We start from the raw sequence: 16160 nt of genomic DNA on the forward strand, positions 1-16160 counted from the left end.
GCATGAGTCAGTTTGCCATCAACCTGCTGTTCGTAGGGGCCTCGTTCGCCCTCTACATCGGCATCGCGATCTGGGCCCGCGCCGGGTCGACCAAGGACTTCTACGTCGCCGGCGGCGGCGTGCATCCGGTCACCAACGGCATGGCCACCGCCGCCGACTGGATGTCCGCCGCTTCCTTCATCTCCATGGCCGGCCTGCTGGCCTCCGGGGGCTACGCCAACTCCACCTTCCTGATGGGCTGGACCGGGGGCTACGTCATCCTGGCGATGCTGCTGGCGCCCTACCTGCGCAAGTTCGGCAAGTTCACGGTGCCGGACTTCATCGGTGACCGCTTCTACAGCAACACCGCCCGCCTGGTCGCGGTGATCTGCCTGATCGTCGCCTCGATCACCTACGTCATCGGCCAGATGACCGGTGCCGGCGTCGCCTTCTCGCGCTTCCTCGAGGTCAGCAACACCTGGGGCATCTGGATCGCCGCCTTCATCGTCTTCCTGTACGCCGTGTTCGGCGGCATGAAGGGCATCACCTACACCCAGGTCGCCCAGTACATCGTGCTGATCATCGCCTACACCATCCCGGCGGTGTTCATCGCCCTGGAGCTGACCGGCAACCCGATCCCGGGGCTGGGCATGTTCAGCACCCACACCGAGTCCGGCGTGCCGCTGCTCGAGAAGCTCGACGACGTGGTCAACGCGCTCGGCTTCCGCGACTACACGGCCGACGTCGACAACAAGCTCAACATGGTGCTTTTCACCCTGTCGCTGATGGTCGGTACCGCGGGCCTGCCCCACGTCATCATCCGCTTCTTCACCGTGCCGAAGGTGGCCGACGCGCGCTGGTCCGCCGGCTGGGCCCTGGTCTTCATCGCCCTGCTCTACCTGACCGCCCCCGCCGTGGGCTCCATGGCACGCCTCAACCTGATGACCACCGTCTATCCAGACATGGCCGGCCAGGTCGAGAGCTATGAGGACGCCGCGACCAACCCGATCCGCTACGAGGAGCGTCCCGAGTGGGTGCGCACCTGGGAGGAGACCGGCCTGATCCAGTTCGAGGACAAGAACAACGACGGCCGCATCCAGGTCTACAACGACGGCAACGAGGCCTTCGCCGAGACCGCCGCCGAGCGCGGCTGGAACGGCAGCGAGCTCAACGTCAACAACGACATCCTGGTGCTCGCCAACCCGGAGATCGCCAACCTGCCGAGCTGGGTCATCGGCCTGATCGCGGCGGGCGGCATCGCCGCGGCGCTCTCCACGGCCGCCGGCCTGCTGCTGGCCATCTCCTCGGCGGTCAGCCACGACCTGATCAAGACCATGATCAACCCGAAGATCACCGAGAAGGGCGAGATGCTGGCGGCACGCATCTCCATGGCCGGCGCCATCCTGCTGGCGACCTACCTCGGCCTGAACCCGCCCGGCTTCGCGGCGCAGACGGTGGCGCTGGCCTTCGGTATCGCCGGTGCCTCGCTGTTCCCGGTGCTGATGATGGGCATCTTCTCCAAGCGGGTGAACAACCGGGGCGCCGTCGCGGGCATGCTGACCGGCCTCGTCGCGACCCTGCTCTACATCTTCACCTACCTGGGCTGGTTCTTCATTCCGGGCACCAACATGCTGCCCAACACGCCGGACAACTGGATCCTCGGCATCTCGCCGCTCTCCTTCGGCGCGGTGGGCGCGATCTTCAACTTCGCGGTCGCCTTCACCGTCTCCAACGCCACCGAGGAGCCTCCGCAGGAGATCCAGGACCTGGTGGAGAGCGTTCGCTATCCCAAGGGCGCAGGTGTCGCGACCGGGCACTGACGTCTCAGGACCTTCTGGGCCATAATGGCCCCCTGGCCCGGCCAGTCCGGGCCAGGGAACCTCACCCGATCGGGCTTCCTCAGGGAAGCCCGATTGCTTTAAGGATGAATGATCTATGATTTGGCACCTGATTGCGGCGGTCTTCGCCGGCCTCGGCGCCGCGGGGATCGGGCTGATCCTGCGCCTGGCCAGCGGCAAGCGCCTGCCGCGCTGGATCGTCCCCGTCTGCGCCGGCCTCGGCATGCTGGCCTACCAGATCCACAACGAGTACTCCTGGTTCGAGCACAAGCGCCAGCAGCTGCCCGAGTCGGCCGAGGTGGTCGACGTGGAGGAGAGCCAGGTCTTCTGGCGCCCCTGGACCTTCCTCTTCCCGATGACCACGGCCTTCACCATCGTCGAGCCGGACCAGCTCTCGGTGAAGCGGGCCCAGGACGAGCGGCTGGTCGAGTTCCTGCTCTACCGCTTCGAGAAGGAGTACGTGGACCAGGTGAGCCACCAGGCCTGGCTGATGAACTGCGCGACCCGGGAGATGCTGCCCCTCGAGGGCGAGGCGCGCACGCCCGTCACCGAGGCGATGCGCCGCCTCGACGCCGCCGCCCCGCTCTATCGGGTCCTCTGCCCACGGGCCTGAGCCCTGTAGCGGCTGCCCCGCGCGCCGGCCTTGCCCTAGAATGGGCACCTTCGGAAGGGAGTTGAGTGCATGTTCGCCGGCTGGCTGCTGATCGTCGTTTCGCTGCTCTACATCACGGTGCTGTTCGCCATCGCCTGGCGCGGCGACCGCCACGCGCGCCAGCACGGGGCGAGCCGGCGTCGCCCGGTGATCTACAGCCTGGCGCTGGCCATCTACTGCACCTCCTGGACCTTCCACGGCGCCGTGGGCCAGGCCGCCACCTCCGGCTGGTCGTTCGCCAGCATCTTCGTCGGGCCGATCCTCACCCTGCTGCTGTTCTGGCCGGTGCTGGCCAAGATGATCCGCGTCGCCAAGCACCAGAACGTCACCTCCATCGCCGACTTCATCGCCTCGCGCTACGGCAAGACCCAGTCGCTGGCGGCCTTCGCGAGCCTGGTGGCGCTGATCGGCACCCTGCCCTACATCGCCCTGCAGCTGAAGGCGGTCGCCACCTCCTTCAGCGTGATCACCGCGGCCTCGGACATCACCCGGGCCCCGCTGTTCGGCGACACCGCCTTCTACGTGGCGCTGGTGATGGCGGCCTTCGCCATCCTCTTCGGCACCCGCCATACCGACGCCACCGAGCACCACGAGGGGCTGATCCACGCCGTGGCCTTCGAGTCGCTGGTCAAGCTGGTGGCCTTCCTGGCGCTGGGCGCCTACGTCACCTGGGGCATGTTCGACGGCCTCGGCGACCTCCTGGGCCGCGCCGAGGAGCAGCTGGCGCTGCAGCGCCAGCTCGCCGACCAGGACTTCGGCCAGAGCTTCTGGGCCCAGACGCTGCTGGCGATGCTGGCGATCCTCTGCCTGCCTCGCCAGTTCCACGTCGCGGTGGTCGAGAACATCCACCGCGACGACGCCACCAAGGCGCGCTGGCTCTTCCCGCTCTACCTGCTGGCCTTCGCCTTCTTCGTCATCCCCATCGCCGCGGCCGGCCTGACCGTCTTCTCCGAGAGCCGCATCGAGCCCGACACCTACGTGCTCGCCCTGCCGATGGCGGCCGACAACGTCTGGCTGACGCTTTTAACCTTCATCGGCGGCTTCTCGGCGGCCACCGGCATGGTGATCGTCGCCGCCGTGGCGGTCTCGATCATGATCTCCAACGAGATCGTCATCCCGGCGCTGTTCCGCCTGCGCTGGTTCGACACCAAGCCCCGCGACTACGGCCGCCTGGTGCTGCGCGCCCGGCGCATCACCATCGTGGTGATCCTGGCGATGGCCTACGGCGTCTACCACATGATCGGCGAGTTCAGCTCGCTGGCCAATATCGGCATGCTGTCGTTTGCCGCCGCGGCGCAGTTCGCCCCGGCGCTGATCGGCGGCCTCTACTGGAAGCGCGGCAACCGCCTCGGGGTGATCGTCGGCATGAACGCCGGCTTCGCCATCTGGGCCTACAGCCTGCTGATGCCGACCATGATCGGCACCGGCGTGCTGCCCCTCGACTGGGCCGACGGCGGCCCGCTGAACATCGCCTGGCTCGCCCCCACCTCGCTGTTCGGCCTCAACGTCGGCGACAGCTTCACCCACGGCGTGATGCTCTCGCTGGGGGTGAACCTCTTCTGCTATATCTTCGTCTCCCAGATGACTCCGCAGCGGGTCGTCGAGCGCATCCAGGCCTCGCTGTTCGTCGACAGCGTCGAGACCCGCCAGACCTCGGTGAACCGTCCCTGGACCGGCGCCACCACCGTGGGCGACCTGAAGGTGCTGTGCGAGCGCTTCCTCGGCGCCGGCCAGGTGAGCCGCGCCTTCGACGACTACGCCCGGCGCACCGGCAAGCCGCTGGAGGACAACACCCGGGCCTCCATCGACGTCATCCAGTTCACCGAGCGCTTCCTGGCCTCGGTGCTCGGCGCCTCCTCGGCGCGGATCGTCGTCAACTCCGCCCTGCAGGGCCGCGGCATCGGCATCTCGGACGTGATCTCGATCGTCGACGAGGCCTCCCAGGTGCTGGAGTTCAACCGCGCCCTGCTGCAGGCCACCATCGAGAACATCAACCAGGGCATCAGCGTGGTGGACCAGAACCTGCGCCTGGTGGTCTGGAACCAGCGCTACCTGGAGCTGTTCCGCTTCCCCGACCACCTGATCCGGGTCGGCGCGCCGATGGACAAGATCTTCCGCTACAACGCCCACAACGGCGAGTACGGCCCCGGCGACCCAGAGGAGCACGTGCGGCTGCTGATCGACAACATCCGCGAGGGCCAGCCCCACCGCTACGTGCGCTACCGCCAGGACGGCAGCGTGCTGGAGGTGCAGGGCAACCCCATGCCGGGCGGCGGCTTCGTCTACACCTACCAGGACATCACCCAGCAGAAGCGCATCGAGGAGGCGCTGATCCGCTCGGAGAACAACATCCGCATCTACACGGACAACGTGCCGGCGCTGATCGCCTACTTCGACAAGGAGTGTCGCTACCTCTTCACCAACCGCGCCTACGAGCAGGCCTTCGACATCGACCGCAACGCGGTGATCGGCAAGCGCGTCGACGAGGTGATCGCTCCCGACATGGCCCGCGAGCGGGCGCCCTGGATCGAGCGCGCCCTGGCCGGCGAGCGGGTCAACTTCGAGGTCTCGCTGCCCATCGGCGAGGCGCGGCGCTACATGCTGGTCACCTACACCCCGCACTTCGGCGACAGCGGGGCGATACTGGGCTTCTTCGCCCTCTACCAGGACATCACCGAGCGGCGCCGCGCCGAGATCGCGCTGAAGGAGACCAACGAGACCCTCGAGGAGCGCGTCCGCGAGCGCACCCAGGCGCTCTCCGAGGCCAACGCCGCGCTGCGCCAGGAGAACCGGGTGCGCGCCGAGGCCGAGCTGGCCCTGCGCCAGGCCAAGCAGCTCGCCGAGGACGCCAACGCCTCCAAGACGCGCTTCCTGGCCGCCGCCAGCCACGACCTGCTGCAGCCGCTCAACGCCGCACGGCTCTTCACCTCGGCGCTGGCCCAGGAGATGGACGCCGAGGAGATGAAGCGCACCATCGGCCATATCGACAACTCCCTGCAGGCCGCCGAGGAGCTGCTCGGCACCCTGCTCGATATCTCCAAGCTCGATGCCGGCGCCCTGACCCCGCGGCGCAGCCACTTCGCCCTGGCCGACATCATCCGCCCGCTGCGCGCCGAGTTCGCGGTGATGGCCGAGGAGCGCGGCCTGGACCTGGTGGTGGTGCCGACCGGCCAGTGGGTCGACAGCGACCCCCAGATGCTGCGCCGGATCGTCCAGAACTTCCTGTCGAACGCCATCCGCTACACCCAGGCGGGCCGCGTGCTGCTGGGCTGCCGCCGCCACGGCGACCGCCTCACCATCGAGGTGTGGGACTCGGGCCCGGGGATTCCCGAGGCCAAGCAGGCGGAGATCTTCCAGGAGTTCCGGCGCCTCGACCAGACCACCCGCCACAAGGAGAGCGAGAAGGGCCTCGGGCTCGGGCTCTCCATCGCCGATCGCATGGCGCGGGTGCTCGACCACCCCATCCGGGTGCGCTCCCGGGAGGGGCTGGGCACCATGTTCTCGGTCAGCGTGCCGACGGTGGCGCCGCGCACGCCCACCCAGCAGGCCGAGGACGCCGCGCCGAAGCGGGCCGGCAACAAGCTCGACGGCACGCGAATACTCTGCATCGACAACGAGTCGCTGATCCTCGAGGGCATGAAGGCGATGCTCTCGGGCTGGGGCTGCGAGGTCTTCACCGCCACCACCATCGGCGGCGCCAAGTCGGTGCTGCGCCACCTCGACGGCGGCCCGGACGCGATCCTCGCCGACTACCACCTGGACAACGAGGTCACCGGCCTGATGGCCCTGGAGGCCCTCGGCGACCGGCTGGAGGAGGCCGTCCCGGGCATCGTGATCACCGCCGACCGCACCGAGGAGGTCGCCGAGGAGATCAAGCGAGCGGGCTACCAGCTGCTGCTGAAGCCGGTGCGCCCGGCCGCCCTGCGCGCCCTGCTCACCCGCACCCTGCAGGCCAGTCGCGCGGAGCGACACTCCTAGACACGCCTGATACTAGTAGGGCCGCGACGACGCCCGATCGATGATGCTCCCCACAACGACACGCCCCGCCGGAGATGATCCGGCGGGGCGTGGTCGGGCGTGCGGGGCGGGGGTCGGCCCGGGTCAGGACTCGACCTTGGGCGGCTCCACCTCGAGCTTCTGGGCGGCGATCACCGCCTGGGTGCGGGAGTGCACGCCGAGCTTACGGAGGATGGCGGTGACGTGGGCCTTGATGGTCGCTTCGGAGACGCTGAGCTCGTAGGCGATCTGCTTGTTGAGCAGCCCCTCGGTGAGCATGTTGAGCACCCGGAACTGCTGGGGGGTCAGCGAGGCGATCGCCTCGGCGAACTTGGTCTCGTCCTCGTTGGCCTCGCCCAGGGCCTCGGCCATCTCGGCCGGCAGCCACACCTCGCCGTCGAGGATCTCGCCCACCGCCTCGGCGATCAGCTGCAGCGACGAGGACTTGGGAATGAAGCCCGAGGCTCCATAGTCGATGGCGCGTCGCACCACGTGGACCTCGTCGCTACCCGAGACCACCGCCACCGGGATGTCCGGGGTCTGGCCGCGCAGCTGGATCAGGCCGGAGAAGCCGTGGGCCCCCGGCATGTGCAGGTCCAGCAGGATCAGGTCGGCATCGGGATGCCGGGTGACCACGTCGGTGGTGGCCTCCATGGTATCGGATTCGACGATCTCGGCCTGGGGCGCCAGCTGGCGCAGGGCCTGGGTCAGGGCCGCACGGAACAGCGGATGGTCATCGGCAACGATGAATTTCTGGGCAAAGGCCATGGATCTTCCTCCGGTTCCTCGGGCGGCGGACCGACGACCGCCACGCTGGGCTCTCGATTTGTTATCGCATGTTACCCCATGCCCCAGGCGATTCCCAAGAGCCGGGAAACAATGAGGCCCGGATCATCACGCCGGTCACTGCCGCCCGCCGCGACCACCCGTCGCCCCGACACGAAGAAGCCGGCCCCGTGGGGCCGGCTCGGTCGTGGCTACCCTGCCGGGGCACTGCCCTCAGCGGTTGGCGCGGTGCTCGATCAGCTCGTCGACCACCGAGGGATCCGCCAGGGTGCTGGTGTCGCCCAGGCCGTCGCACTCGTTGGCGGCGATCTTGCGCAGGATGCGGCGCATGATCTTGCCCGAGCGGGTCTTGGGCAGGCCCGGCGCCCACTGGATGACGTCCGGCGAGGCGATCGGACCGATGTCCTTGCGCACCCACTGGGTCAGCTCCTTCTTGAGCTCGTCGCTCTCCTCGTAGCCGTCGCCCAGGGTCACGTAGATGTAGATGCCCTGCCCCTTGATGTCGTGGGGGAAGCCGACCACGGCGGCCTCGGCCACCGCCTCGTGCGCCACCAGCGAGGACTCGATCTCGGCGGTGCCCATGCGGTGGCCGGAGACGTTGAGCACGTCGTCGACGCGGCCGGTGATCCAGTAGTAGCCGTCCTCGTCGCGGCGACAGCCGTCACCGGTGAAGTACATGCCCTTGTAGGTCGAGAAGTAGGTCTGCACGAAGCGGTCGTGGTCGCCCCAGATGGAGCGCGCCTGGCCCGGCCAGGAGTCGAGGATCACCAGGTTGCCCTCGGTGGCGCCCTTGAGCTCGTTGCCCTCGTTGTCGACCAGCGCCGGCATCACGCCGAAGAACGGCAGGGTCGCGGAGCCCGGCTTGAGGTCGGTGGCGCCGGGCAGCGGGGCGATCATGATGCCGCCGGTCTCGGTCTGCCACCAGGTGTCGACGATCGGGCACTTGGAGTTGCCGATCACCCGATGGAACCACTCCCAGGCCTCGGGGTTGATCGGCTCACCCACCGAGCCGAGCAGGCGCAGGCTGTCACGCTTGCTGGAGGCCATGACGTCGTCGCCGTGGGCCATCAGCGCCCGCACCGCGGTGGGGGCGGTGTAGAGGATGCTGACGTTGTGCTTGTCGACGACCTCGCCCATGCGGCCGTGGGTCGGGTAGCTGGGCACGCCCTCGAACATCAGGGTGGTGCCGCCGTTGGCCAGCGGGCCGTAGACGATGTAGCTGTGGCCGGTGACCCAGCCCACGTCGGCGGTGCACCAGTAGACCTCGCCGTCCTGGTAGTCGAAGACGTAGCGGTGGGTCAGGGCGGCGTGAAGCAGGTAGCCGCCGGTGGTGTGCTTGAGGCCCTTGGGCGCGCCGGTGGAGCCGGAGGTGTAGAGGATGAACAGCGGATCCTCGGCGTTCATCTCCTCGGCCGGGCAGTCGGTGGACTGCTTCGAGACGACGTCCTCGTACCAGACGTCGCGGCCCTCCTTCCAGTCGATCTCGCCGCCGGTGCGCTTGACCACCAGCACGTTCTGGCAGACCTCGGTGCCGTCGCGGGTCAGGGCGGCGTCGACGTTGTCCTTGAGCGGCACCTGCTTGCCGCCGCGCACGGACTCGTCGGCGGTGATGATCAGCTTGGACTGGGCACCGACCACGCGCTGGGCGACGGCGTCCGGCGAGAAGCCGCCGAACACCACCGAGTGCACGGCGCCGATGCGGGCGCAGGCCAGCATCGCCATGGCGGCCTCGGGGATCATCGGCATGTAGAGGGTGACCACGTCGCCCTTGCCGACCCCCAGCTCCTTCAGGCCGTTGGCCAGCTGGCAGGTCTGCTCGTGGAGCTCACGGTAGGTGAGGGTCTTGTCGTCCTTGGGATCGTCGCCCTCCCAGATGATCGCCGGCTGGTCGCCGCGGGTCTCGAGGTGACGGTCGAGGCAGTTGACGCTGGCGTTGAGGGTGCCGTCCTCGAACCAGCGGATATCCACGTTGTGGGCGTCGAAGGAGGTGTGCTTGATCTTGGTGGGCGCCTTGAACCAGTCGAGGCGCTTGGCCTGTTCGCCCCAGAACCCCTGTGGGTCGTCGACCGACTGCCGGTACATGGCCTGATAGGTGGCCTTGTCGGCGTTGGCCTTGGCGGCGAAGTCGTCGCTTACCGGGTAGACGTTCTGATGCTCGGTCATGGATATGCCTCTGTCCGGGAGGGTGCGCCCTCCAGGTGGATGATGCCGGCCGCGTTGTTGTTGGACGAGCCGACTCCATAAAACTGCCCCAAGCATATACGTCCCGACGCGGCCTTCCCTTTAGACATTGGTATGATCAAATTTCTTTTTCATAACAATGACTTAAACGACCTTTTCAAACGCCGACCGGCCGCAATAGACCAAGGTCTGAGCGCAGTGCCGACAGCGATAGCGGCTGCCGCGACGGGCCAGGGCATGGCGACGCGCCGTGAAGCCGTGCTCGCGGCAGGCGCAGCGGTAGCGATAGGGCGCGGGACTCGCCCGCCGGGTATCGAAGCGGTGAGTGGTACGGGGGACGAGGCCAAAGAGGCGGCGCATCACGGTCTGCCACTCGCGTCCGTGGGGGCGCGCCCGGGGGCCGTCCTCGAGGTGGTGGACCAGCCAGTGGGCCATCTCGTGGGGCACCACCTCGACCAGGAAGGCCCGGCGGTTCTCGTCGAAGAGCACCGGGTTGAAGCGCAGCCCGCCGCGCCCGAAATGGGCCTGGCCGGCCGACCGGCCGCGCAGGTCCAGCCACACCGCCGGGCGCGGCAGGGCCGGATGCACCTCGCAACAGAGCCGCCAGGCCGCCTCGACCCGTTCGTGCAGGGCGTGGTGCAGGGCCTCGCCCTCGAGGGCGGCGAGCCAGGCGGGGTCGGGGTCGGGAAGCGCGGGAGCCGTCATGGGATGCTAGAATGGCCGGTCTGTCTCGACGCGTAAAGCCCGGGGCACCGCCCCCGCGGCGTCACGCCGTCTCCCCTGCACCGTTTCCCTGCGAGAGCCGTCATGTCCGATGCCGAAACGCCCCTCCCCCAGCCGCTGCTCGAGGATCAGGAGCTCGACCTGCTGGATGACTTCCTCGACTCCGAGCGCGTCGATGCCGACGCCCTGGACCTGATCGGCGCCCACGGCTTCCTGGTGGCGCTGGCGGTGGGCCCGCGCGACGTGCCGGCCGCGACCTGGGTCGCCGAGCTCTTCCACGGCGAGCCGACCTTCGAGGACGACGCCGAGCGCGAGACGATCCTCGGGCTGCTGGAGCGCCTGCGCGCCAACGCCATCGAGGTGCTGGAGGGCGGCGGACTGCCGGAACTGCCCTTCGAGCTCGAGCTGGGCGAGCTGGCCCCCGAGGAGACGCCGATCGGCGACTGGTGCGCCGGCTTCATGGAGGGGGTGTTCCTCGACGAGGCCGCCTGGTTTGATGACGACGAGGAGGCCGCCGCCACCCTGCTGCTGCCCTTCATGCTGCTCTCGGGGCTGTTCGAAGATGAGCCCGACATGGCCGAGCTGGCCGGCGACAATGCGCGGCTGGAGAGCCTGGTCGGCCAGCTCCCGGAGTTGCTGCTGGATCTCTACCTGCACTATCGCGTCCCGCCGGAAACGCCCAAGCCCAAGCCGCGGCGCAAGGCGCCCGCCGGTCGCGGCAAGGGCGGCCGCAAGGCGTGAACCCGGTGCCGCGCCGCCGGCTCAGGTCAGCCGCGTCAGCAGGCCGTCCACCAGGCCGAACAGCCACTCCTTGAGGCGCTGCCAGCGCGGCCGGCGGGCCCAGGCCTCGGGGTCGATCTCCTCGCTGGTCGCGAAGTTGCGCTCGAACAGCTCGGCGACCCGGGCGGCGAAGCGGGCATCGTCCACCTCCTGGTTGGCCTCCAGGTTCCACTGCAGGCTCCAGTGGTCGAAGTTGCAGGAGCCGAGGCTGACCCAGTCGTCGACCAGCGAGAACTTGGCGTGGATGAAGGTGGGTTGGAACTCGAAGATGCGCACCCCGGCGCGAAGCATCCGCCCGTAGAAGCGCTGGCCGGCATAGCGCACGCCGGGATGGTCATGGGTCTCGCCCGGCAGCAGCAGCCGCACGTCGATCCCGCGGCGGGCCGCCCGCACCAGGCGCTGGCGCAGGGTGAGGGTGGGCACGAAGTAGGGCGTGCAGATCCACAGCCGACTCTGGGCCGCCGCGACCCGCCGATGCAGGGAGTGGCGGATCGCCTGGTAGCGATACCCCTGCCCCCAGACCACGCGCCCGCGCATGCCGAGAAAACCCTCGTCGCGGTAGGGGGAGAGCTCGATCCCGCGCACCAGCGAGGGCGCCCCGGGCCCGCGGCTCAGTGGCGAGTCCCACACGCTGCAGAACAGCCGCACCCAGTCGGCGACCACGGGCCCCTCGATGTGCACCGCGACCTCGTACCAGGCGTCCAGGAACTCGTCGACGGCGCCGAAGCCGCCGGTGAAGGCCTCGGCGCCGTCGACCACCACCAGCTTGCGGTGATCCCGGGTGAGGTTGCGCACCGGCGACTCGAACCCCAGGGGATTGAAGAAGCGCAGCGCCACCCCGCCGGCCTCCAGGCGCCGGCGGTCGGCCTCGTCGAGGCCCATGGCGCCGTAGCCGTCGAGCAGCAGCATCACCGACACGCCGCGCTCGGCGGCCCGCAGCAGCGACTCGCTGAGGGCCGTGGCCAGCCGGCCGGTCTCCATCAGGTAGAGCTCGATCAGCACGAAGTGGCGCGCCCGGTCGACCGCCTCGAACATCGCCGGCAGGAAGCACGCCGCCTCGGGCAGCAGCGCGAAGTGATTGCCGTCTCGCCACATGCCGTGCATGGCTCCGTCCCTGTCGCCCACCTTACGGCATTGACGCATGTTTACCGCCCGGGGGAAAGGGCGCCCGCTGCCCGCCGCGGCGAGGACCGCTATACTGTCGACTCATTTCCGGCCGGGGCAGACGGATGGGCCTTGCACGAATGCTCGCCGGCGCGTTGCGCGCGGCGCTCACGCCGCTGGTGCGGCGCTGGACCCGGACCCGTCTGATCGAGCCCGCCCCCGAGGCGCTGCCGCTGGAACCGACGCTGCCGGTGCTCTACGTGCTGTCGCGCCCGGCGCTCTCCGACACCCTGCTGCTCGAGAGCCTGGCCCGCGCCCACGGCCTGCCGGGGGCCAGCGGCCTACGCCACGTGGGCAGCCTCACGCTGCCCGCCTGCCTGGCGCTACCCGCCCCGGGGCGTCGCCTGTGGCGTCGCGGGCGACGGCCGACGCCCCCCTTCCAGGCGCTGATCGAGCAGTACCGCGGCGATCCCGCCCGGGACGTGCAGCTGGTGCCGGTGAGCGTCTTCTGGGGCCGCGCCCCGGGCAAGCGCTTCGGCTTCTGGCACCTGCTGGCCGCCGACAGCTGGCGACTCACCGGGCGGCTGCGCCGCCTGCTCTCGGTGGCGGTCAACGGGCGCGACGTGGAGGTGCAGTTCGGCGCGCCGCTGCGCCTCGCCGAGCTCGACGACGAGCGCGACCCGGCGCTCACCAACCGCAAGCTGGCCCGGCTGCTGCGCGGGCACTTCCGACGCACCCGCACCCGGGTGCTGGGCCCCGACCTCTCCCATCGGCGCACCCTGATCGACGGCGTGGTGGCCAGCACCGAGGTGCAGCGCGCCATCGGCGAGGTCGCCACGGCCGAGACGGTGCCACGGCCGCGGATCGCCCGGCGCGCCCGCCGCTACGGGCGCGAGATCGCCTCCGACATGACCTATCCGGTGATGCGCTTCATGGCCGGCGCCCTGGCGCGCCTCTGGCACCGCCTCTACGACGGGGTCGAGGTACGCGGCCTGGCGCGGGTCAAGGCCCTGGCCGGCGAGCACACCCTGGTCTACGTGCCCTGCCACCGCAGCCACATCGACTACCTGCTGCTCTCCTACGCGCTCTACCGCGAGGGACTGATGCCGCCGCACATCGCCGCCGGGCGCAACCTCGACATGCCGCTGATCGGCCCACTGCTGCGCCGCGGCGGCGCCTTCTTCATGCGCAGGAGCTTCCGCGACAATCGTCTCTACGCGGCGGTGTTCAACGAGTACCTGCACCGCCTGCTGTCGCGGGGCCATCCGCTGGAGTACTTCATGGAGGGGGGACGCTCGCGCAGCGGCCGCCTGCTGCCGGCCCGGGCGGGGATGCTCGCCATGACCCTGCGCTCCTTCCTGCGCAGCCGGCGGGAGGGCGGCCGGGACATCGTCTTCGTGCCCGTCTACCTCGGCTACGAGCGCATCCTCGAGAACGCCAGCTACCAGCGCGAGCTGCGCGGCGCCGAGAAGCGCCGGGAGTCGCCGCTGGCGCTGCTCGGCGTGACCCGCCGGCTGCGCCAGCCCCACGGGCGGGTGGACGTCAACGTTGGCGAGCCGCTGTCGCTCACCGCCTTCCTCGACGCCCAGGCGCCGGGCTGGCGCGACGACCTCGACGCGCCCCGCCCGGCCTGGCTGCCCCGCGTGGTGCCGTCGCTCGGCGAGACCCTCTCGCGGCGCATCAACGCCGCCGCCGCGCTCAACCCGGTCAACCTGGTGGCCCTGGTGCTGCTGGCCACGCCCCACCGCGCCATCGAGGCCGGGCTGCTGACCCGGCAGCTGGCGCTGCTGGTGGCCCTGCAGCGGCGCCGGCCGGGCGGGCGCGATGCGAGCCTGCCAGAGGGCACCCCCGAGGCGTGGATCGCGCGGGTCGAGACCCTCGGCATGATCGACCGTCATCCCCATCCGCTGGGCGACATCATCGTCGCCGACGAGCGCCAGGCCGGGCTGCTGGGCTGGTACCGCAACAACGTGCTGCACCTCTTCGCCCTGGCCGGCCTCGCCGCCTTCGCCTTCCGGCACCAGGCCGTTCACCGCCTGGACGATCTCGCCGCCCTGCTCGCCCCGGGCTGGCCGATCCTCGCCCGGGAGCTTTCCATCGAACCCGCGCGGGCGCTCGCCGACGACCTGGCCGCGATGCTCGAGGCGCTCGGGGACGACGGCCTGCTGGAGCGCGAGGGCGACGCCTGGCGGCGACCCCAGGGGTCGCTGTCGGCCGGCGAGCAGCTCGACATGCTGGGGGCGCTGATGCAGCCCTCGCTGGAGCGCGGCTACCTGCTGCTCTCGGTGCTCTTGAGCGAGCCCTCGGGGCACTTCACCGCCGAGGCGCTCACCGCCCGCACCCGTCTGCTGGCCGAGCGGCTGGCCCTGCTCTCGGGACGCGACGCCCCGGAGTTCTTCGATGCGCGGCTGTTCACCGGCCTGGTGGAGAGCCTCACGGCCTGCGGGTGGCTCGCCGTCGACGACGGCCGCCTGAGCTTCGACGAGGCGCTGCGCGAGGCGGCCGAGCACAGCCGGGCGCTGTTCGACCCGGCGCTGCGCCACCGCCTGCAGCTGGTCAGCCGCCAGGGAGAAGGGTGAAGGGTGAGAGGCGAGGCCTGGATTCAGGCGCCCAGGCGGCGATGCACGTAGAGGTCGTAGCGGCTGGTCTTGTCCTCGATGACGTGGCGCGGCGGCGGGCCCGCCAGGGGCGGCGCCTTGCGCGGGCGCTTGACCACCACCCGGTGGGTCGCCACGTCCAGCGCCGCCTCGAGCAGCCGCGGGGCGTCGGGATCGTCGCCGGCCAGGGTGCGGAAGAGGCGCATCTCCTTCTTGACCAGCGCCGACTTGTCGCGGTGGGGAAACATCGGGTCGAGGTGGATCACCTCGGGGGCCACGCCGGCGCTCGCCACCAGGCTCGCCAGCTCGCGGCCGGCATCGCCGTGGGCGAGGCGCATGCGCGCCGCGATCTCGCACGTCTCGGGGTCGGCCAGGGCCCGCGCCAGGCCGTCCTCGAGCAGCGCGACGATCGCCGCGACCCGCTCCACCAGCAGCACCTCGGCGCCCAGGCTCGCCAGCACGAAGGCGTCGCGGCCGAGCCCCGCGGTGGCGTCCACCACCGAGGGTGTGACGCCCTTGGCCAGGCCGCAGGCGCGGGCGACGAGCTGGCCGCGGCCGCCGCCGAAGCGGCGCCGATGGGCGGCTCGCCCGGTGACGAAGTCCACCGCCAGGGGATGGCCGAAGCGGCGCGGGTCGCCGGCCAGCACCAGGCGATCGTCCTGGCGCGCCAGCGTCAGCGCCTCGCCGTCGCTCCCGGCGTCGTCGACCATCGACAGCCCCAGGCGCCGGGCCAGCGGATACAGGGCCGGGTCCCGTACCGCGACGCCGCTCATCGGCTCTTCTGCCAGGCGACCTGGTCGCGCAGGTAGACCGGCTGCACCTCGTGGGCCGGACGGGCCTCGCCCCGCGCCAGCGCCTCCATGGCCAGCAGCGCCATGTCGGCAGCCTCGGCCTCGACCTCGGGCAGGCAGAGGCCGAGGCCCGCCTGCACCTCGACGCGCATCTGCTCGCGGAGATTCCACCCGGAGCCGATGCCGACCCAGTCGGCGTCGTCCTGGGTGCCGTCCTCGAGGGCGGGCAGGCGCAGCCGCTCCGGGGGCATCACCGCCTCCTCACTGAGCGGCTCCACGCGACCGTCGCGACACTGCCAGGCGGCCACGTAGATCTCCCCCATGCGGGCGTCCAGGGCGGTGATCAGCCGGCGGTAGTGGTGGCGGCGGTGCCCGCCCAGGGCCAGCGCCTCGAGGGTCGAGACGCCGACCAGCGGGCGGTCGAGGCCGAAGGCGAGCCCCTGGGCGACCCCGGCGGCGATGCGCAGCCCGGTGAACGAGCCCGGGCCGCGGCCGTAGGCCACGGCGTCGAGCGCCGAGGCATCAAGCCCGGCCTCGGCGAGCACCTCGTCGACCATCGGCAGCAGGCGGCGGGTGTGCTCGCGCGGGGTCAGCGCGAAGCGGGAGATCAGTTCGTCAGCGTGGCCGTCGCGGCGGCGCAGCAGGGCGGCGGAACAGGCGCTCGAGGAAGCGTCCAGGGCCAGCAGGATCGGCATGGGACATCACGTCGTGGCGGAAGTGTCGCGGTATTATA

General features: G+C 70.3%; 11 protein-coding genes. 5 read left to right on the top strand and 6 right to left on the bottom strand.

The annotated features are described in order from the left end of the window. The first annotated feature begins 2 nt into the window (after positions 1-2). The 3 genes from C9F13_RS05030 to C9F13_RS05040 all read left to right on the top strand — a co-directional run bounded on the left by C9F13_RS05030 (position 3) and on the right by C9F13_RS05040 (position 6447). Complete coding sequence (locus C9F13_RS05030) at positions 3-1799, top strand: sodium:solute symporter family protein (RefSeq protein ID WP_108445088.1); 1797 nt, start codon at positions 3-5, stop codon at positions 1797-1799. Between the two features lie 115 nt (positions 1800-1914). Next, complete coding sequence (locus C9F13_RS05035) at positions 1915-2430, top strand: hypothetical protein (protein ID WP_108445089.1); 516 nt, start codon at positions 1915-1917, stop codon at positions 2428-2430. Positions 2431-2499: 69 nt separating this feature from the next. Continuing rightward, positions 2500-6447 carry a hybrid sensor histidine kinase/response regulator gene (locus C9F13_RS05040; RefSeq protein WP_108445090.1) on the top strand — a complete coding sequence of 1316 codons (3948 nt, stop codon included), beginning with the start codon at positions 2500-2502 and terminating at the stop codon, positions 6445-6447. A gap of 123 nt (positions 6448-6570) precedes the next feature. Here the strand turns inward: C9F13_RS05040 and C9F13_RS05045 are convergent, their stop codons facing one another. From C9F13_RS05045 to C9F13_RS05055, 3 genes are all read right to left on the bottom strand, one after another. Next, positions 6571-7233: a LuxR C-terminal-related transcriptional regulator gene (locus C9F13_RS05045; RefSeq protein ID WP_108445091.1), complete on the bottom strand. Its 663-nt coding sequence runs from the start codon at positions 7231-7233 to the stop codon at positions 6571-6573. 231 nt (positions 7234-7464) lie between these two features. Continuing rightward, positions 7465-9414, bottom strand: coding sequence for an acetate--CoA ligase (acs, locus tag C9F13_RS05050; RefSeq protein WP_108445092.1), 1950 nt, complete (start codon positions 9412-9414; stop codon positions 7465-7467). A gap of 162 nt (positions 9415-9576) precedes the next feature. Then, a complete protein-coding gene (locus C9F13_RS05055; RefSeq protein WP_108445093.1) occupies positions 9577-10137 on the bottom strand; it encodes a SprT family zinc-dependent metalloprotease in 561 nt (186 codons plus the stop codon). Positions 10138-10239: 102 nt separating this feature from the next. On the opposite strand from C9F13_RS05055, the gene C9F13_RS05060 reads away from it, so the two are divergent. Then, complete coding sequence (locus tag C9F13_RS05060; protein WP_108445094.1) at positions 10240-10896, top strand: YecA/YgfB family protein; 657 nt, start codon at positions 10240-10242, stop codon at positions 10894-10896. A 21-nt stretch (positions 10897-10917) separates the two neighbouring features. Here C9F13_RS05060 and C9F13_RS05065 read toward each other — a convergent pair whose 3' ends face one another. Beyond that, positions 10918-12039, bottom strand: coding sequence for a phospholipase D-like domain-containing protein (locus C9F13_RS05065; protein WP_108445095.1), 1122 nt, complete (start codon positions 12037-12039; stop codon positions 10918-10920). Between the two features lie 125 nt (positions 12040-12164). Here C9F13_RS05065 and plsB point away from each other — a divergent pair, with 125 nt between their 5' ends. Beyond that, positions 12165-14618 carry a glycerol-3-phosphate 1-O-acyltransferase PlsB gene (plsB, locus tag C9F13_RS05070; protein WP_245888703.1) on the top strand — a complete coding sequence of 818 codons (2454 nt, stop codon included), beginning with the start codon at positions 12165-12167 and terminating at the stop codon, positions 14616-14618. A gap of 23 nt (positions 14619-14641) precedes the next feature. Here plsB and C9F13_RS05075 read toward each other — a convergent pair whose 3' ends face one another. Both C9F13_RS05075 and tsaB read right to left on the bottom strand, forming a co-directional pair. Further along, on the bottom strand, positions 14642-15409 hold the full coding sequence (locus C9F13_RS05075) for a class I SAM-dependent methyltransferase (RefSeq protein WP_108445097.1): 768 nt from the start codon (positions 15407-15409) through the stop codon (positions 14642-14644). Next, on the bottom strand, positions 15406-16122 hold the full coding sequence (gene tsaB, locus C9F13_RS05080) for a tRNA (adenosine(37)-N6)-threonylcarbamoyltransferase complex dimerization subunit type 1 TsaB (protein ID WP_108445098.1): 717 nt from the start codon (positions 16120-16122) through the stop codon (positions 15406-15408). The genes C9F13_RS05075 and tsaB overlap by 4 nt, the downstream gene beginning before the upstream one ends. Positions 16123-16160 lie beyond the last annotated feature (38 nt).

The organism is Halomonas denitrificans (genome assembly GCF_003056305.1).
GTDB classification, from domain to species: domain Bacteria; phylum Pseudomonadota; class Gammaproteobacteria; order Pseudomonadales; family Halomonadaceae; genus Halomonas; species Halomonas denitrificans.